This window comes from Shimia sp., from assembly GCF_039969785.1.
In the GTDB taxonomy this organism is placed as follows: Bacteria; Pseudomonadota; Alphaproteobacteria; order Rhodobacterales; family Rhodobacteraceae; genus Shimia.
Window position 1 is genome coordinate 79,191 of sequence record NZ_JBDVNC010000046.1, and the last position, 18,982, is coordinate 98,172.

At 57.0% G+C, this 18,982-nt stretch carries 16 protein-coding genes and 1 pseudogene; 9 read left to right on the top strand and 8 right to left on the bottom strand.

The window, feature by feature from the left end; genetic code table 11:
- Positions 1-5: 5 nt before the first annotated feature.
- Positions 6-677, top strand: a complete 672-nt coding sequence (locus tag ABJI08_RS20480) for a nitroreductase (protein ID WP_348403715.1) — start codon at positions 6-8, stop codon at positions 675-677.
- A gap of 34 nt (positions 678-711) precedes the next feature.
- On the top strand, positions 712-1,476 hold the full coding sequence (locus ABJI08_RS20485) for a nuclear transport factor 2 family protein (RefSeq protein ID WP_348403716.1): 765 nt from the start codon (positions 712-714) through the stop codon (positions 1,474-1,476).
- A gap of 116 nt (positions 1,477-1,592) precedes the next feature.
- Here the strand turns inward: ABJI08_RS20485 and ABJI08_RS20490 are convergent, their stop codons facing one another.
- From ABJI08_RS20490 to ABJI08_RS20500, 3 genes are all read right to left on the bottom strand, one after another.
- On the bottom strand, positions 1,593-2,660 hold the full coding sequence (locus ABJI08_RS20490; RefSeq protein ID WP_348403717.1) for a DUF2235 domain-containing protein: 1,068 nt from the start codon (positions 2,658-2,660) through the stop codon (positions 1,593-1,595).
- Positions 2,638-4,935: a xanthine dehydrogenase family protein molybdopterin-binding subunit gene (locus ABJI08_RS20495; RefSeq protein ID WP_348403718.1), complete on the bottom strand. Its 2,298-nt coding sequence runs from the start codon at positions 4,933-4,935 to the stop codon at positions 2,638-2,640. Before ABJI08_RS20495 ends, ABJI08_RS20490 begins: the two co-directional genes overlap by 23 nt.
- A gap of 74 nt (positions 4,936-5,009) precedes the next feature.
- Positions 5,010-6,140, bottom strand: a complete 1,131-nt coding sequence (locus tag ABJI08_RS20500; RefSeq protein ID WP_348403719.1) for a type III PLP-dependent enzyme — start codon at positions 6,138-6,140, stop codon at positions 5,010-5,012.
- Positions 6,141-6,247: 107 nt separating this feature from the next.
- On the opposite strand from ABJI08_RS20500, the gene ABJI08_RS20505 reads away from it, so the two are divergent.
- The 3 genes from ABJI08_RS20505 (at position 6,248) to ABJI08_RS20515 (ending at position 10,695) form a co-directional block, all read left to right on the top strand.
- Positions 6,248-6,685, top strand: a complete 438-nt coding sequence (locus tag ABJI08_RS20505) for an Lrp/AsnC family transcriptional regulator (protein ID WP_348403720.1) — start codon at positions 6,248-6,250, stop codon at positions 6,683-6,685.
- Positions 6,686-6,782: 97 nt separating this feature from the next.
- Entirely contained in the window at positions 6,783-7,409 is a 627-nt protein-coding gene (locus tag ABJI08_RS20510; protein ID WP_348403721.1) for an HD domain-containing protein, read from the top strand.
- 130 nt (positions 7,410-7,539) lie between these two features.
- Positions 7,540-10,695 (top strand): valine--tRNA ligase, encoded by a 3,156-nt coding sequence (locus ABJI08_RS20515; protein ID WP_348403722.1) that lies wholly within the window; start codon positions 7,540-7,542, stop codon positions 10,693-10,695.
- A gap of 91 nt (positions 10,696-10,786) precedes the next feature.
- On the opposite strand, the gene ABJI08_RS20520 is transcribed toward ABJI08_RS20515, so the two are convergent.
- The gene (locus ABJI08_RS20520) at positions 10,787-11,578 is read right to left on the bottom strand and encodes a crotonase/enoyl-CoA hydratase family protein (RefSeq protein ID WP_348403723.1); all 792 of its coding nucleotides are present in this window, start codon (positions 11,576-11,578) and stop codon (positions 10,787-10,789) included.
- Between the two features lie 116 nt (positions 11,579-11,694).
- On the opposite strand from ABJI08_RS20520, the gene ABJI08_RS20525 reads away from it, so the two are divergent.
- Both ABJI08_RS20525 and ABJI08_RS20530 read left to right on the top strand, forming a co-directional pair.
- Positions 11,695-12,798, top strand: a complete 1,104-nt coding sequence (locus ABJI08_RS20525; RefSeq protein WP_348403724.1) for a pyridoxal phosphate-dependent aminotransferase — start codon at positions 11,695-11,697, stop codon at positions 12,796-12,798.
- A gap of 76 nt (positions 12,799-12,874) precedes the next feature.
- A complete protein-coding gene (locus ABJI08_RS20530) occupies positions 12,875-13,051 on the top strand; it encodes a hypothetical protein (protein ID WP_348403725.1) in 177 nt (58 codons plus the stop codon).
- Here ABJI08_RS20530 and ABJI08_RS20535 read toward each other — a convergent pair.
- Complete coding sequence (locus ABJI08_RS20535; protein WP_348403726.1) at positions 13,032-14,243, bottom strand: aminotransferase class V-fold PLP-dependent enzyme; 1,212 nt, start codon at positions 14,241-14,243, stop codon at positions 13,032-13,034. The genes ABJI08_RS20530 and ABJI08_RS20535 overlap by 20 nt on opposite strands.
- 232 nt (positions 14,244-14,475) lie before the next feature.
- Between ABJI08_RS20535 and ABJI08_RS20540 the strand changes: the two genes are divergently transcribed.
- The gene (locus tag ABJI08_RS20540; protein WP_348403730.1) at positions 14,476-16,305 is read left to right on the top strand and encodes an ABC transporter ATP-binding protein; all 1,830 of its coding nucleotides are present in this window, start codon (positions 14,476-14,478) and stop codon (positions 16,303-16,305) included.
- Between the two features lie 131 nt (positions 16,306-16,436).
- On the opposite strand, the gene ABJI08_RS20545 is transcribed toward ABJI08_RS20540, so the two are convergent.
- Positions 16,437-17,237 (bottom strand): glutathione S-transferase family protein, encoded by an 801-nt coding sequence (locus ABJI08_RS20545; RefSeq protein WP_348403727.1) that lies wholly within the window; start codon positions 17,235-17,237, stop codon positions 16,437-16,439.
- A 4-nt stretch (positions 17,238-17,241) separates the two neighbouring features.
- A complete protein-coding gene (locus ABJI08_RS20550) occupies positions 17,242-17,685 on the bottom strand; it encodes a cupin domain-containing protein (protein ID WP_348403728.1) in 444 nt (147 codons plus the stop codon).
- A 112-nt stretch (positions 17,686-17,797) separates the two neighbouring features.
- Here ABJI08_RS20550 and ABJI08_RS20555 point away from each other — a divergent pair, with 112 nt between their 5' ends.
- A complete protein-coding gene (locus tag ABJI08_RS20555; RefSeq protein ID WP_348403729.1) occupies positions 17,798-18,730 on the top strand; it encodes a LysR family transcriptional regulator in 933 nt (310 codons plus the stop codon).
- 132 nt (positions 18,731-18,862) lie between these two features.
- Here ABJI08_RS20555 and ABJI08_RS20560 read toward each other — a convergent pair.
- Positions 18,863-18,982, bottom strand: a pseudogene (locus ABJI08_RS20560) (IS30 family transposase); the annotation flags it as partial.

Here is an 18,982-nt window from a genome sequence, read left to right on the forward strand (position 1 = left end):
CCTGGATGACCACCCACACTGCCTTGCAAGACCTGTTAAGCGCCCGCCATTCCTGCCGCGCTTTTCGCTCCGATCCCGTCCCCCGCGCGGTGATCCAAGCAATTCTGCAAGATGCCGGGCGCGTCCCGTCATGGTGCAACGCCCAGCCCTGGCACGTGCATGTCACCAACGGCGCCGAAACCGACGCCTTTCGCGATGTCATGCTGGCCGCGTTCGATACCGCGCCCTCAACCTGTGATTACGACCCGCCAACCGGCTATTCCGGCCCACGTCAGGACCGCCGCCGCACCTGCGGATTTCAGCTCTACGAAGCTGTCGGCATCGGGCGTGGTGACAAACCCGGCCGCGTGGCTCAGATGCGCGAAAACTATCGGTTCTTTGGTGCGCCGCACGTCGCCCTGATCACGTCGGCGGCGGAACTTGGCACATATGGCGCGCTGGATTGTGGTGGCTTCATCACAGCATTTTGCCTCAGCGCTCAGGCGCAGGGCATCGCCACGGTGCCACAGGCGGCTCTGGCCTTTTACGCCAACGAGGTGCGCGACCACTTCGACATTCCTGAAAGCCAAAACGTGCTCGCGGCCGTTTCCTTTGGGTTTGCCGACACCGATCATCCTGCCAACAATTTCCGCACGAACCGCGCCGCACTTGACGAATTCGTCACGTGGAATGGCTAGGCAGCCGCATATTCAAGACGTCAGAGGCAATCCCATGACCACTCAGAAAGACCTGCTCAAGAAACTGCTTAAGGGTATCGAAACCGGCGATGCCATGGCGGCGTCTGTGGTCAACGAAGACAAATACATCCAGCATAATCCGCAGACCCACGAAGGCGGCGAAGGTCTCGCAGTTCTGTTTGCGCGCCTTGCGAAAACCTCCCCCAAAGTGCGCTTTGTCCGGGTGTTCGAAGACGGCGATTTTGCCTTTGCCCATAACGAATATGACTTCGCCAGCTTGCGGGTCGCCTTTGAAGTGTTCCGGTTTGAAGACGGCCAAGCCGTTGAACATTGGGACAATATCCAACCCATGCGCGGCCCGAACCCATCCGGCCACGCTATGCTGGGCGGCACCACCGAGATCACCGATCCGGACAAGACCGAAGCCAACCGCGCGTTGGCCAGTGACTTTGTGCACACCGTTTTGATCGGGCGAAACCACGACCAGATCGACCGTTTCGTCGTCCCTGATCTGATCCAGCACAATCCCGAAATGTCAGATGGCGCAGAGGCGCTGAATACGGCTCTCAAAGCCACACATCAGGACGGGCCTGCCCTGCGCTATGACCATCTGCACAAAGTTCTGGCCGAGGGTAATTTCGTGCTCTGCATCTGCGAAGGTCACCGCATGGGCGTACATTCCAGCTTTTATGACCTTTACCGCATCGACCACGACAAGATCGTCGAACACTGGGACACAATCGAAGCCATCCCGCCACGCAGCGTATGGAAAAATGACAACGGGAAATTCAATTTCTAAAGCACTTCGCCGAATTCTTGATACATCAAGCATCAATTAACGCATTGAAATCTTTGATTTCAGGCAGCATTGAGTGACTCAGGTTTTTCGCGAAGTGCTATAAGCCGCAAAAGGCTTCATTCTCCGGGCACCAGCATGCTTTTGACATCACCGATGTCCACATAAGGTTGCGCCGTGGGATGCACGCTTTCGGACATGTCGCGGCCAAATACCCGGCGCTTTCGCAACCAGAACAATTTGCCCCAACTGCGCCACGTGCCCACCATTTCCACATCAACCTGCATAGGAAAACGCGCGCGCCAGTTTTCCGGCAGCGTCAGATCGCAATGCTCCATACACTCAAGCATCCAGACCAACGAAATATTCGACAAGGGCCGGGCTTCGTCAAACCCACTCAGCATACCGCCGACATCGCCATGCGCCCCGCGAAACCACACTTGTTCCGCGTGACCTTCCCAACCTTCGGGGCATTCCCACAATAGCGGCGCAAAAACCTCTCTGGTTTCGTCCAGCGCGAGGGCGTGAAACCCGTGTTTCACCACCGCGCTCAATTGCGGGTTGTGAAATCTGTGCCGCGCTTCGGTCAGCCGCCACAAAACCGGCAACCGCAGCCCCAGCGCCTTGACGCTATCCCACACACCCAGCATTTCAATCGACACGTCGTCATGACAGTTGGCTTTTGCAAATGCGACGGCGGCATCACTGTCGGGCGAGCATTCGTAATGGCGATAGGCAGTGCGGATATTGCGTTCCGTGGCGCAGGACGCCTTGATCAACCCAACCCTGTCGATCACCCCGGCCAGCGACCGCACGGCAAACGCACCACGTGAATAGCCCATCAGAAAAATCCGGTCACCCGGGCGATAACGCGACGCGAGGTATCCATAAGCGCGCCGGATTTGCCGGTTAATCCCACGCCCCATCGTCACATCAAGCGTTTTTCGCCAGCCCTGCCACTGCACCCCCGCCTCGTAGTACAGAGATACCTCAGACCCCAATTCCTGTAACAGGCGATAGGTCAACCCGGCATTGGTCTCAAGCCCGCGTTCCAGCGTCGACATTGTTCCGTCAAGAATGATCACATGTGTCAGCGGTCCACGTCTGGCCACAGCGGGGGAATGGCCTGTGCTCAGCTTTTCGCTCAGCCATCCCCGAATTTTGTTATGCAGCTGGCTCAGTGACATCCTGCAACATTTCCCAAACTCTGAGCGGTGTGAACGGCATATCAGCCTGCCGCACGCCACGCTCCCACAAGGCGTCCTGAACCGCATTGGCAGCCGCCGCCATCGCGCCGACGGTTCCCGCTTCGCCACAGCCTTTCATGCCCATTACATTTGCCGTCGATGGCACCGCTTCGGTGGTGAAACCAATCATCGGCATGTCGCCAGCGCGCGGCATGGCATAATCCATGAACGTTGCGGTCAAAAGCTGGCCGTCTTCGTCAAAAACCACATGCTCCATCAATGCCTGCCCGATGCCTTGCGCCACACCGCCATGCACCTGCCCTTCGGCCAGCATCGGATTGATCAGATTGCCGAAATCATCCACCACATTATAGCGCTCAAGCGACACCTGCCCGGTTTCCGGATCAACCTCGACCTCGGCCACATGTGCCCCGTTCGGGAACGACCGAGCATCAAGCGTTGTGTGCGCCTCATGCATCAACAAATCAGCCCGCCCGTCCAAACGCGCCATTTCTGCCGCCTCCAACAGGGTTGGCGTCAGGTTTGACCCTTCGGCGCGGAATTGTTCATGATCAAACACGACACTGTCCGCATCTACACTCATCTTATCCGCCAGATAAGTCGTAAACGCCGCCACCATCTTGTCCACCGTGGCCAGCGTCGCGGTATTCTGCACCGTGACCGAACGTGATCCACCGGTGCCACCGCCGCTGGCGATCCGGTCGCTGTCGCCCTGTACTACCTCGATCAGATGCACGGGAATGCCGGTCTGATCCGACAGGAATTGCGTGTAAACCGTTTCATGCCCCTGACCGTTGCTTTGGGTTCCGACAAATATCGACGCGGTGCCGTCCTCATTGAATTCCACCTTCGCGCTTTCCGAAGGATCGCCCAAAATGCTTTCGATATAGTAACACAAGCCCAATCCGCGCAGTTTACCTGCCGCCGCACTGGCCGCTTTGCGTGCCCCAAAGCCATCCCAATCTGCGAACTCTGCCGCGCGATCCAAAACCCTGTGGAAATCACCAACATCGTATGTTTCGCCCGTCGCGCTTTTGTACGGGAACGCATCTGCCGAAATGAAATTGCGTTTGCGCAGCTCAAGCGGATCAACGTCCAATTCACGCGCAGCACGGTCCATTAGCCGCTCCAGCGCATAGATTGCCTCGGGGCGTCCCGCCCCGCGATAGGCATCCACCGGCGTGGTGTTGGTATAAACGCCATCAACCTGCAACCACGTGGTCTGAACGTCATAAACCCCCATCAAAACCCGGCTGAACAGAACGGTCTGAATGGCTTGCGCGAACTGGGAATTATACGCCCCCATATTGCAAACAGATTTCACGCGATAGGCCGTTGCCTTGAGATCTTCGTCAAACGCCATTTCCACGACCGAGACCAGATCGCGCCCGCCATTATCCGACAACATCGCCTCGGTCCGGTCCGCCATCCAGCGTACCGGCTGGCCAATCTCGCGCGCCGCCTGGGCAATCACAAAGGGTTCGTTATAGGACATACCCTTCATGCCAAACCCGCCACCTGTGTCCGGGTTTGTGACCCGCACCAGATCGGCGTTCATGTCAAATATGCGCGCCATATCGGATTTGGGCACCCAAACCCCCTGACCGTTGATCGCGACATGCACCCGACCATCCTGCCATTCGGCATAACTGCCGCGCGGCTCCATCGAGTTCACGATGATCCGGTTGTCACCAATATCCATCGACACCACATGCGCCGCGGATTGAAACGCTGCCTCTGTCGCCGCCTCGTCTCCGAGGGCCCAGTCAAACGCAAGGTTCTCTGGCGCCTCCGGGTGCAGCAGTTCGCCGCCCCGGGCCAAAGCCATAGACGCTGGCAAATCGTCAAAATCGAACAGGATCATTTCCGCTGCATCGCGCGCCTGCTCCATCGTTTGGGCAACGACAACTGCAATCGGCTCGCCGACATAGCGCACCCGACCTTTGGCCAGCAAAGGCCGCTCAGGGCTGGCACCTTTCGTTCCATCCTGGTTCTTCACAAGCTCCCCGGACAAGGTCGCATCCAGTCCCGCCGCCATTAAATCGCCCTGCGTCAACACAGATTTGACACCGTCAGCGGCGCGCGCATCGCTAACATCCAGCTCGGTTATGTCGGCATGTGCCACAGGCGAACGCAGGAAATAGGCATGCAAAGCCCCCTCAGGAGCAATATCATCAACATACCGTCCCTGCCCGGTCAAAAACCGAGAGTCTTCCAGCCGCTTGACCGGTTGGCTTTTGCCAAATTTTTCCATGAACGGATCTCCTGCGCGCTGTCCTTAACATCGAATGTAAACAGCATCCGTGCAGTGTCCAGAGGGCATCGCCCTCACAATTCAGCGACGGTCACAATCTCCTGGCGCCCATATCCGTTAAACCCTGTGGAAATCGACGTCGAATAAGCCCCCATCGCACGGACCAACACATGGTCCCCTTCCGCAATGCTTATCGGCAAAAGCATAGGGTCCGGCAGGCGATCTATGCTGTCACAGGTTGGCCCAAACACAATTGTTGGTCTGACTTCCCCCTGCACGTCGGCCCCATCGGCTCTGAGCACAGTCACCCTGTCAGGCAATCCAATGTCGCGCAGCTCGGTCAGCGCGCCATAAACACCGTCATTCAGGAAAATTCCACCTTCTCGCACCGCCTTAACCCGCAAGGCCAGCGTAAATGCCTCGGCGACCATTGCGCGCCCGGGTTCGCACACCAGTTTCGGGCGCGATACGCCAAAGGCGCGGGTGGTTTCTGATGCGATCCGATCAAAGATAGCTTCCAGATCGGGCGCGTCCCCGGTGCGATGCGCCGCGAACCCACCACCAACGTTCAGACGGCACAACTCGACGCCCGCACGCCGCGCCACATCAGCAGCCTCCAGAATGTAAACCGCCCAGGCCTGTGGATCGCTGCATTGTGTGCCGGGATGAAAAGTCATTGAGGTTGCAAACCCCATGTCTCGCGCCCTGATCAATAAATTGACCGCCAGATCAGGGTCCGCGCCAAACTTTTCGCCAAAATCATAGGCCGCGCCGGGCACAGGCATCCGCAATCGCACCGAAATCTCGGTCCCCGCGCGCGGAACATCACGCAACTTGTCCAGCTCACGCAAGCAATCCACGGACCAGCTGGCGATACCATGCCCCACAGCCCCGTCAATTTCCGCGATGGACCGCACGGGATTATGATAGTGCAAAACCGCATCCGGTTTGGCGGCGCGCACCTGCTGCATTTCCCTTAACGAAGCGACATCAAACGCGCCCAACCCGGCCCCCACGAGGTTTTCCAGAACACAAGCATGATCATTGGCTTTGACCGCATAGCTCACCAACCCGTCAAACCCCGCCTGAAACCGGTGCAGGGTCGCCTGCAAAACGGCAGGCGCGAAATAAAGCACAGGCGCGTCAGGCTGGAATTTTTTCAGATGCCATTTCGACGACGGCCAAAGAGCCGGATGATTGCGCATGTCTGCCTCATGTCCTGTTTCTTTTCAGACTGAGACAGGTTTTGGTCGAAATCACGCGACAATTGCTACAATATGCAACTCTGAATCACCTAAGCGACGGAGCAAATATGCAATTAGACGAAATTGATCACAAGTTGCTGTCGCTTTTGTCCGAAAACGCCCGCGCACCGGTGGCCACGCTGGCACGTCAACTGACTCTCGCGCGCACCACCGTGCAAACCCGGATTGACCGGTTAGAACAAAGCGGCGCCATTGCCGGATACACAGTGACGCTGGGCGCAGCCGCCCGCCCCCGCATCCGCGCTACGGCGTTGGTTTCCATTGAATTGCGCGCGGGTCCGTCCGTATTGCAAAAGCTCAAAACCCTAGCCGCGGTCGAAACGGTGCACACCTGCTCTGGCCGGGTCGATCTGATTGTGCAACTGGCCGCCGACACCACGACCGAGCTCGACGAAACGCTTGATAAAATTGGCGAAACCAAGGGCGTGCGCAGCTCCGAAAGCCTGATCCATCTCAGCACCAAGCTAAACCGCATTCGCGCCTGAGCATTGATCCTTTCCACTCGAATACAGAAAATCTTGCGTTCCCTGACGATTTCAGGTCCGCTCAGACCATCGAAAATGCAAAAGGCGGCGCACGAAAATGGACAAGGTCAGCTTTACCCGCATGAAGGACGGCACCAGGGAAGAATATGAATTCCTGACCGCGCATGAAATTGATCACACCAGACACACTGCTGACCGATTGCTTAAGGCACTGGTCGATCTCGACGAAAGCTTGTCAGGCTATCAGATCACCCGTCTCGGCCATTCGCTGCAATCCGCCACCCGCGCCTGGCGCGACGGTGCGGATATTGACTGGGTCGTTTCGGCACTGCTGCACGATATCGGCGACATTTATGCGCCCTACAATCACGATGAGTATGCCGCCACGATCCTGAAACCGTTTGTGCGTGAACAATGCGCGTGGGTGGTGCAAACCCATGGTGATTTTCAGATGCTCTACTATGGCCACCATCTGGACGGGTTTGATCAGAACAAACGCGACCGCCACCGCGATCACCCTTGTTTTCAGGACAACGTGGAGTTTTGTGAACGCTGGGATCAGGCAAGCTTTGATCCCGGTTATGACACGTACCCGATCGCGTTTTTTGCCGACATGGTACGCGCCGTGTTCGCCCGACAGCCTTATGATCCGGCCGTCATTCAGCCCGGAATACGTGTTGCGCTGCGCGATGAAAACGTCGCCGCAGACCGGAATCGGGCGTAATCCAGCGGAGCGCGCCCAAGGGCGCGCACAGGATCAGCGCCTGCGGCGCGGTAAAAACCAGCATTCCCGCCTTCCCCTTTGCGCCTGCATTCGATAGAGCATCCGGCGACGACAAGAGGGATCAAAACCGATGGCGATGGAAAAAACCTTTAACGCAGCCGAGGCCGAGAGCCGGCTTTACGCCGCCTGGGAACAGGCCGGGTGCTTTAGCGCAGGCGCAAATGCAAAGCCCGGTGCTTCGACCTATTGCATCATGATCCCGCCCCCGAACGTCACCGGCGTGCTGCATATGGGCCATGCCTTCAACAACACGCTTCAGGACATCCTGATGCGTTGGAAACGCATGCAAGGCTATGACACGCTTTGGCAGCCCGGCACCGACCACGCGGGCATCGCCACCCAGATGGTTGTCGAACGCAAGCTGGCCGAAACCCAGCAGCCTTCGCGCAACGAACTGGGCCGCGAAAAATTCCTTGAAAAAGTCTGGGACTGGAAAGCTGAAAGCGGCGGCACCATTGTCAATCAGCTCAAGCGTCTTGGCGCGTCGTGCGACTGGGATCGCGAGGCCTTTACCATGTCCGGCGCCCCCGGTGCGCCTGCGGATGTGGCCAGCGGCAATTTCCACGACGCCGTGCTCAAGGTCTTTGTCGACATGTACAACAAGGGCCTGATCTATCGCGGCAAGCGGCTGGTCAACTGGGATCCGCATTTTGAAACGGCGATTTCCGATCTTGAGGTCGAAAATGTCGAAGTTGCCGGTCACATGTGGCATTTCAAATACCCGCTCGCCAACGGCGCGACTTATGCCTATGTCGAGAAAGACGAAGACGGCAACATCACGCTGGAAGAGACGCGCGATTATATCTCGATCGCCACCACCCGGCCTGAAACCATGCTGGGCGACGGCGCAGTCGCGGTGCACCCATCAGATGAGCGGTACGCGCCTATTGTAGGCAAGCTGTGCGAAATTCCGGTCGGCCCCAAAGAACACCGCCGCCTGATCCCGATCATCACCGACGAATACCCTGACAAGGATTTCGGCTCGGGTGCTGTGAAAATCACCGGCGCACATGACTTTAACGACTATCAGGTCGCCAAACGTGGCGGCATTCCGATGTATCGCCTGATGGACACCAAAGGTGCAATGCGCGCGGATGGCGAGGCGTATGACGCCGCCGCCGCCATCGCCATGTCCGTCGCCAAAGGTGAGAAGACGCTTTCTGAAAACGAAGCCGATGCTGTGAACCTTGTGCCAGACGACCTGCGCGGTCTCGACCGGTTCGAGGCGCGCAAACTGGTGGTCGATCAGATCACGTCCGAAGGCCTCGCTGTGATGATTTCGGAAACCAAAACGGTCAAGGACGAAGACGGCAACAGCTCGGAAGTCACCCAGATCGTGCCGATGGTCGAAAACAAACCAATCATGCAGCCCTTTGGTGACCGCTCCAAAGTTGTGATTGAACCGATGCTGACCGACCAGTGGTTTGTCGACGCTGAAAAAGTTGTTGGCCCCGCGCTGGACGCGGTGCGCAATGGCGACGTCAAGATCATGCCCGAGTCCGGTGAGAAAGTGTATTATCACTGGCTGGAAAACATCGAGCCCTGGTGCATCTCGCGCCAGCTGTGGTGGGGTCATCAGATTCCGGTTTGGTATGGTCTCAATCTCAAGGCGGATGGTGTTTACGACGACGAAGGTGACGGCGTTCTGGACCTCGTTGAAATGGGGCGCCTTTTGGCTGATCAACAGTTGATAATCGGCGACGAAACGCATCACTGCGCAGCGTCCTTTGACGATGTGAAGGCGCAGTTCTCTGACGACGAAGCGCGCCTGCCAACGCCGTTGAACCATGCGGCCGTCGTTGAAGTCGAAAATCGTAACGAAGCCGTTAAGAGTTTTGCTGCCAGCTTGGCGGCATACGAGGTTTCACAAGATCCAACCAAACTGGTTTATCCGGTCTGGCGCGATCCCGACGTGCTCGACACATGGTTCTCCTCTGGCCTTTGGCCCATCGGCACGCTTGGCTGGCCCGAAGACACAGCGGAAATGCAAAAGTACTTCCCGACCTCGGACTTGATCACAGGTCAGGACATTCTTTTCTTCTGGGTCGCGCGCATGATCATGATGCAACTGGCCGTGGTCGATCAGATCCCGTTCGACACGGTCTACCTGCATGGCCTCGTGCGCGACGCCAAGGGCAAGAAAATGTCGAAATCCACCGGCAATGTCATGGACCCGCTGGAAATCATCGACGAATACGGCGCCGACGCGCTGCGGTTTTCCTCGGCGGCCATGGCCGCGCTTGGCGGCGTCCTGAAACTGGACATGCAGCGCATCGCGGGCTACCGCAATTTTGGTACCAAGCTCTGGAACGCTGCGCGGTTTGCCGAAATGAACGGCGTATTTGAGGCCGACGTAATACCGACGCAATACCGACGTGACGCCGAAGGCATCCAAACTGCCAATAAATGGATCATCGGAGAGACAGCGAAAGTACGCGAAACCGTCGACGACGCGCTTGAAAACTACCGGTTCAACGACGCGGCCAACGCGCTCTACGCCTTTGTCTGGGGCAAAGTCTGTGACTGGTATCTGGAGTTCTCAAAGCCTCTGTTCAATTCAGGCGACGCAGCCGTAATTGCCGAAACCAAGGCAACGATGCGCTGGGTCATTGACCAATGCCTGCTGCTGTTGCACCCGATCATGCCCTTCATCACCGAAGAGCTGTGGGCAGAGCTGGGAACGCGTGAGAAAATGCTGGTGCATGCAGATTGGCCCACGTATCAAGCCGCTGATTTTGTGGATGAAAATGCAGATCTTGAAATGAACTGGGTGATCTCGGTGATCGACAATGTCCGCTCGGCGCGCGCCCAGATGCACGTGCCTGCGGGGTTGAAAATCCCGATGCTGGTCAGCGAATTAGACGCCGCAGGTCGCGCCGCATGGGGCCGCAACGAAGCGCTGATCATGAAGCTGGCCCGCATCGACAGCCTGACCGAAACGTCCGAGTTCCCTAAGGGCTCGATCACGGTTGCGGTCGAAGGCGGCAGCTTTGGTTTACCTTTGGCCGATATCATTGACATCGACGAGGAAAAGGCGCGGCTGGAAAAAACGCTTGGTAAGCTAGCCAAGGAACTGGGCGGATTGCGCGGCCGTCTCAACAACCCGAAATTTGTGGCATCCGCCCCGGAAGACGTGGTTGAAGAGGCGCGCGAAAATCTTGCTGCCCGCGAAGAGGAAGAGGCCAAACTCAATGCGGCTCTGGCCAAGCTCGCCGAGCTGGACTGACCTGTTGAATTTCAGCGCATTGCGCCGAGGCTGTCACAAGTCTTAGAATGGCCACCTCCGTAGGTCGGACAAGTTTGTCCGACCTACCAGTTCACTCAAAATTCGGATTTCGTTTCTGAATGTTAGCGCCGATCACCTCCATCTGATGCGGTTTCCCGATCAACGTGGATTGCACCCGGCTTTCCTCTAGCAACACAGCATCGACATCATCCAAATTCTCTTCGGAAAATCCAATCAATGCCTTGGCCGCCCGAACCGCAGAAGGGCTCTTAAGGGCTATGTCTCCCGCCAACGCCATTGCCACATCCATTGGCGCGCCTGCCACTTGCGTCACCAATCCCCAATCCAAAGCTTGCTGCGCGTCAAAAGGCATCGCCGTATATGTCAGTCGCCGTATAACATCGCTTCGTGTCAGATGCGGCAACAGCGCCATGCCACCCATATCCGGTACAATGCCCCACTTCATTTCCATGATCGACATTTTCGTATCCGGTGCCGCGATGCGGATATCAGCGCCCAGCGCGATCTGACACCCGCCGCCATACGCCACGCCTTGCAATACACAAATCACCGGTACAGGCAATTTGCGCCACACCATAGATGCCTGCTGAAACAGGTTTGCATTCCCATGAGACCGCGGCATCAGCATCTCTTCCGGATCTTGCCCCGCCATCGCGCCAAACGACATCACGTCCAGCCCTGCGCAAAACGCTTTGCCTTCGCCCGAGAGCACCACAACCCGAACGTCATCATTGTCCATCAACCCTTCTCCGGCAGCCACAATGGCCTGCATCATCTCCGGGTCCAGCGCGTTCATCTTGTCGCCGCGGGTCAGCGTCACGCGCGCTATGTGGTTTTCGATTTCAACTGAGACACGGGCCATGGGCACCTCCTTTGGGCTGGCTGCACCCAGTCTTTCCTGCACCTGCAACGAAATCCACCCTAACGTAGGGGCATTTCAAACTTGCCGTGACAACCCACTTCGGCCACTCTTAAGAAATGACAGGACCCCGATTTACAAAGCTCGCTCAAAGCTTGCCCGCCACAGTTCCCTTTGTCGGCCCCGAAGCACAGGAACGCGCCATGGGCCATCCATTTGCCGCGCGTCTGGGGGCAAATGAAAATGTGTTTGGCCCATCGCCCAAAGCTATTGCCGCCATGCAAAAGACCGCTGCAGACATATGGATGTATGGCGATCCGGAAAGCTTTGAGCTGCGCGATGCTCTTGCTGCGCATCACCGCATCCGACGTGAAAACATCGTCGTGGGTGAAGGTATTGACGGGCTTTTGGGCTATCTGGTGCGCCTGCTGGTCGGTCCCGGAGATACTGTGGTCACTTCCGACGGGGCCTATCCGACGTTCAATTATCATGTCTCGGGATTTGGCGGCACATTGCACAAAGTTCCCTATCGCGACGACGCAGAAGACCTGTCTGCACTGCTCGCCAAAGCGGCAGAAGTGAATGCTAAGCTGGTTTATTTTGCCAACCCCGACAACCCGATGGGCAGTTGGTGCAAGGGCGAAGACATCGCAGACCAGTTCGGCGCCATTCCGGATGGGTGCGTGCTGCTGTTAGATGAAGCATATGTCGAGCTGGCCCCAAAAGGCACCGCAGCGCCTATTGATATTGATGATCCGCGCGTGATCCGAATGCGCACCTTTTCCAAAGGGTATGGTATGGCCGGCGCCCGGGTGGGCTACGCGATGGGAGAAGCCAGTTTCATCCGCGCGTTTGAAAAAATCCGCAACCATTTCGGTATGAATCGCGCTGCTCAGGCCGGGGCATTGGCGGCCCTGCAGGATGCCGACTGGTTGGCACAAACACGCGAAAACGTCGCTGCGGCTCGCGATACGATCACAGATATCGCTTCCAAATACGGTCTTTCCGCCTTGCCCTCGGCCACAAATTTCGTCGCCATAGATTGCGGCAAAGACGGGGAATACGCCAAAGCAATACTCGATGGGCTGGTCGCGCGCGGCATCTTTGTGCGTATGCCTTTTGTCGCGCCTCAGAACCGGTGTATCCGTCTCAGCTGCGGACCACAAAGCAATCTGGCACTGTTTGACGAAGCGCTCGAAGCTGTTTTGGCAGAACTCGGCTGATCACACGGGCAGTCACGAAAAATTTTTCGCCAAGCTCGCGATCCGGCGTTATCCTTGTAACTCAAGGAGTCCACGCATGTCCCGCCCAATTCAAAGAGTCGAGGATTACACCAACACCTGTCTTGTGATGGGGTTCGTAAACCTGCTCTGGATATTTGGCACACTGTGGGTGCTTTGGGGTATGCCTGCGGTGATGGTTCTGGCCGTCATTCTGAACGCAGGCATAAACCGTATCAGCTCGCGTCGCGACTAGCTTGGGCAATCACCTTTGACGCGGCTTCCAACCCTCCTGAACCGTGCGGAATGTCCAACGCCACAAGACCGGTTTGCACCGTTGCCAACAGTCCCAGTATCATCTGAGCATTCACATGCCCCATATGACCAAACCGGAAGAACCCGTCGCTTGCGGGATCTTCGTCGGTTGCCATGCCCAGTCCTATCCCAAGCGTGATACCCGCTTTGTCCTGACACCAGCGACGCAGCGCGGTCCCGTGCGGCGCGCCCAGCCTCAGCGATGTCACTGCATGGCTGCGAAATGCAGGATCTGCAATGTTTAGCTCCATCGGTCCGCCCTGCCCCCAGGCATCCACAGCCGCCCAAATCGCCTGTGCCAACACCTTGTGGCGCGTCAAAACATGCTCCAGACCCTCGGACATGATCATATCAAGTGACGCGCGCAATCCATAAAGATGGTGCGTTGGTGCTGTGCCACAAAACAACAGCGGGAATGCTTCAGGGTTCGCACGCGGTTGCCAATCCCAATACCGGCTGACGCGCGGCATCCGGGCCCGCACGGCCGCCGCCTTGTCGTTAAAGAAAACAAAGCCCACGCCCGGCGGAACCATCAGGCCTTTTTGGCTGGCCGCGACCATGACATCGACACCCCAGGCGTCCATCTCAAAACGATCACACCCCAGGGAAGCGATACAATCCACCATCAGCAACGCGGGGTGCCCGACTGCGTCTATGGCCTGCCGCAGCGCCAGGATGTCGGACTTCGCCGAGGAGGAAGTATCCACATGTACCGCCAGTACAGCCTTGATGGTCTGATCGGTGTCGTTCGCCAATGCGTCGGCCACGCGGTCCGGATCAATCGGGCTACGGCGTCCGAAATCAAGCACGTCTATCTCTGCGCCCAAACCAACCGCCATTTCCGACCAGCCGTGCCCAAAGGCGCCGGTCGCAGGAACCAAAACACGATCTCCGGGGGCCAAGACGTTAGACAAAGATGCCTCCCAGACTGCATGTCCGTTGCCCAGATAGATCGTCGCATTATGGCGTGTGCCCGCAACTTTTCTGAGATCCGTCAACACAGTGTCCGTCAGGTCAATCAGTTCACCTTCGTAGATATTGGGCGACGCGCGGTGCATCGCCCGCAAGACGTCATCCGGAATAACCGAAGGCCCCGGAATCGCCAGATAAGACCGCCCCTGACTCAAGTCCATGTTCACCACTCCCGCTTTAGCGATCCGACCCTATCCCGATGCGGGCCGACGTCAACAACCCGCAGTCATCAATAGTGTTTTTCTGCTGCATACGCCCAATTTTCACACCGCTGACCCATTGGCTCTGGTTTTGCGTTTCCCGGCCCTGTAAACCTGCCAGACCATAGTCCAACGCACAGGCCCCATATTGGCACAGCCCGAAACAGAAACAGCCCACGACGCCCGTTCTTTGATGCTCTGGGTTTGGCGTGGCTACCTCAGCAAATATAAGTGGCTTCTGTTTATCTCCGCGGTGCTTATGGCCATTGAGGGTTCATCGCTTGGCGCGTTCAGCTACATGATGAAGCCGATGTTTGACTCTGCCTTTACACAAGGCAGCACGGATGCGCTCTTGGTGGTAGGACTGATCTTTGGCGGCATTTTCGCGGTGCGTGGCGCAACAAGCATTTTGCACAAGGTTCTGATGACTGCGATTGCGCAAAAAGCTGCGGCTGATCTGCGTACCGACCTGCTGGGCCACCTAATGCGACAGGATACCGCCTATCATCAGACACATCCGCCGGGGTTTCTGCTCCAGCGCATTCAATCAGACGTGCAATCCATAAACAACGTCTGGGGTGCCTTCATCACCAGGGCAGCTCGCGATTTCTTTTCACTGATCATCCTGCTCGGCGTCGCAATCAGCATCGATTGGAAATGGACCCTGCTGGCCTGTATCGCAACGCCGCTTCTGATCCTGCCTACATTCGTCGTGCAGCGATTTGTGCGTCGTCGCGCGCGCGAAGTCCGTGATCTTGGGGCCAAAATCGCGACCCTGCTGGACGAGATATTTCACGGAATTGTGCCAACCAAACTAAACCGCCTCGAAGACTATCAGACCGAAAAATTCACAGTGTCCACCAAAAAGCTGGTGCGCTCCGAAGTGCGCGCGGCAACCGGTTCGGCCACTATCGGCGCCATGGTGGATTTCACCGCAGGCATCGGCATTTTCTGCGTTCTGCTTTACGGCGGTGGCGAAATTGTTGCTGGTGATAAGACCGTTGGCCAGTTCATGAGCTTTTTTACAGCGATCGGCATGATGTTTGAACCGCTCAGGCGACTGGGCAGCATTGCCGGGATTTGGCAGATCGCCGCCTCGTCGATTGAGCGTATCAAGGAACTTCTGGACATCCAGCCCACCCTGATTGATCCCGCACGCCCTCTTGCGCCCCCAAAAGAAGTACCCGGCGTGGACCTGCAGGATGTTCATCTGTCCTATGGAGATACGCAGGTGCTACAGGGCGCCACGTTCACCGCTGAACCCGGCAAAACCACTGCAATCGTGGGCGCATCCGGCGCGGGCAAATCCACCGTTTTCAATATCCTGACCCGTCTGGTTGACCCGCAATCCGGCAACGTGCTTGTCGGCGGGGTTGGTGCAGCCGATCTGACATTGGCAGATTTGCGAGGCCTCTTCTCTGTAGTCTCTCAGGACGCCATGTTGTTCGATGAAACGCTCCGGGAAAACATCCTGCTGGGTCAATCCAACGTCGACCCGGAACGGCTGGAGCAGGTTCTCAAGGCCGCCCATGTTGCGGATTTCCTGCCCAAACTGGCCGACGGGCTCGACACAGAGGTCGGTCCACGCGGCACCAACCTGTCGGGAGGCCAACGCCAGCGCGTGGTTATTGCCCGTGCCCTGTTGCGCAACACACCGATCCTGTTGCTGGACGAAGCCACCTCTGCGTTGGATGCACAATCCGAAACCGTGGTGCAAAAGGCGCTTGATCTGCTGTCACAGGGACGCACCACACTGGTAATCGCCCACCGGCTTTCGACGGTGCGCCAGGCTGACAAGATTGTGGTCATGGACAAAGGCATGGTCGTAGATCAGGGCACGCATGACGAATTGTTGGAGCGGGGCGGAATTTACGCCGAACTCTATCGACTGCAATTCAACACAGAAGGCGAAAGCGCTGAAGCAAAAGCTTTGAAAGCCATTGAGAACCCCGAAGTGGTCACCGCCCAGCCCAACAAATCCATCTTTGGACGCATGCTTTCGCGTTTGCCCTGGGTCCGCTGAGTATGGGGTCAGTTGCGAATAGGGGCGAAATCCTGCGCTAAGGGTTTACGCCTCTTTATGTTGGCTTCGAGCCCAATTTAACCGATGCCGCGCGGCGCATGAATGTCCGGTTCTGGTTTTCGACGCCATGGTCAGGCGACAAGTCCGAGTTCTTGGTCGGTGGCTGTTGCCGAATATTTTTCCCTGGGGGGCATAGGTCTTGATTGCCAAGGCGGCTCGAAGGCGAAGCTTGAAACATTGCGCCCTTCTGGCAAGGCACCATTTCCCGCTCCAAGCGCGTAGTCGTAGTACAACTTGACAATCTCTTCATCGGTCACCTGCTTTGTCGCCGGATGCGCCACGCATGCGCCATGCCACGCTCGAACACGGTCATAGTCCTTGCCTTCGGGAAGTTTGAAACCCTCGTAGTATTCAAGGAACCAAAATCGCTTGAACATTGGCGTGAAGACGGCCTCTGCCAAACCGAAGTCCTTAAACAGATATGGACCGGTTGGGCTGTGATGACTCAGGAAATCGTCAATGCCCCGATACAGCGCCAATAGCTTGTCTAGATGTGCCTCCCGCTGTGCCGGGTCCTGGTTCATGACAAAGAGATAACCTGCCATCGTGAACGGGCCCTCGCGGGCAATCAGCATCGACTCAATGGCATGTTCGACCGGGTCGCTGCGGCGCAGCGGTGCCCCCGGCAAGGCTTCGTCAAAATAGCGCAGGATGACCAGGCTTTCCTTGAGAATGCGCCCGTCGCTGGTTTCCAGCACCGGCAAGGCAGTAGTGCCTCGGGTCTTGGCCAGCAAATCCGGATCGCGCGGCTTGGTGATGTCCACGACCCGGAATTCCACGGCATCTGTTAGCCCCCGCAGAGCCAGTAGGATTTCCAGACGTTGTGAAAATGGGCAGGCGGGAATGTGATAGACGATGTGCTTTTCGGTCATGTGATTAATCCAACGCGGGGCCGGTGAAGGCCATGTTGTGCCGCTTGGCGCTCTCCTCGATAGCAGGCATGTCTTCGGGGATGCGGCATTGACCGGCAGCCATGTCTGCAAAAAAACCTTCGAAACCGCCGGGGGTCAGGATCACGAAATGGCGGCAAGGGCCGTCATCGGTCACCTTGAATGTATGTTCCTTGCCGCGTGGGATGAACACGCTTTTGCCCGCACCGGCGGTGAACTCTTCGCCTTCCAGCCAGAACTTGCAAGTCCCGGTAACGATCACAAAGGTTTCGTCTTCGTTCTGATGCACATGTCGCGGCGGGCCGCTGCCTGCGGGGGACCAGCTGTCCACAATGGACATCGCTCCACCGGTCTGTTCTGGATGAAGGATTGTTTTGTATTGTACGCCGAGCCATTCGATGGCTCCGTCGATTTGGGCCAGATCTTTCATTGTTTCGCTCCCTCGGTATTGGATTGAAACGAATGCGCTTTCGTTGACAGATAGCTACATTATAGCCAACCTATCAGGCAAACCGCATTTTCTGATATAGGGTATCGGCCAAGTGAATTTTGCTACACTCGATCTCAATCTTTTGCGCGTGTTGGACGCTCTCTTTCGCGAAGGCTCAACCGTAAAGGCAGCCGATCGGCTGGCCATGTCACAATCCGCTGTTTCCGGCGCACTATCACGTCTTCGCCATGCCTTGGATGACACGCTTTTTGTCCGGCAGGGGAACCGATTGGTTGCTACGGATTATGCAGCTGGGATCGAAACCGGTTTGCGAGAGGAATTCGAACGTCTGGAGCTCCTGCTGGTCCCGCCCACTACATTTGACCCGCAAACCGCCGAAGGCACTTTCCGAATTGCTGGCAGTGATTTTTTCGCGGAACTTCTGATGCCGCCTTTGGGTGATCTTCTGCAAAAGTCAGCGCCCAATCTTCGTGCTCAGCTCGTTGATCTGGTTCCGAACGATTATGTGGCCAGCCTAGAACACCGCAAGGCCGACATTGCGTTGGTCCCCGATTTGGTACTGCCGGACTGGGTCAATCGAGAACCGCTCTTCCATTCGCCGTTCCACGTTATCGCCCGCAAAGGCAATCTTGGCATTGAGGGGCTTAAGGACCGGACGCAGATGCCAATGGATACCTTTTGCGCGCTTCACCACGTTCTGTTCTCTCCTGAAGGAAACCTCGCTGCGATGGGTGATGCTGCGCTGACGCGCGTTGGTAAACGACGACAGGTCGCGATGACTGTTCCTGTGTTCAGCGGCGTTTGCCGCGCGGTGAGCGAAAGCGATCTCATCGCGCTTGTGCCCGCGCAACTTGCTGAGAAAGTGGCCAAGGCATTTGGGCTGCATGTGTTCAAACCTCCAATGGAGATTGAACCGGCGTTGATCATCGGCATCTGGCACAAGCGTTCCGACAATGCCCCGATGGCGGCCTGGATGCGGAGCCAAATCTTCGAATTATTGAAGAGTTTGGATTTAGACTGTTAGTCAAGCTGTTCTACGCGGCGCCGGTCGGTTAGATAAATAACGATACTTCGAAAAACAGAATCGAAATGGATTCAATCAGTCAATACAGACATTCGCGCAGGCGCAGCGAACGACCGTATTGTCCCTGTGGTTTCAATTGATCGCTGCAACACAAGCTTCAAATTTCTCCGCTGGCGTTTGGTAATGCAAGGTCTTTCGAGGTCGCTCGTTGAGCTGGCGAGCGACGGCGCTGAGTTTGGCTTGGCTAAAGCC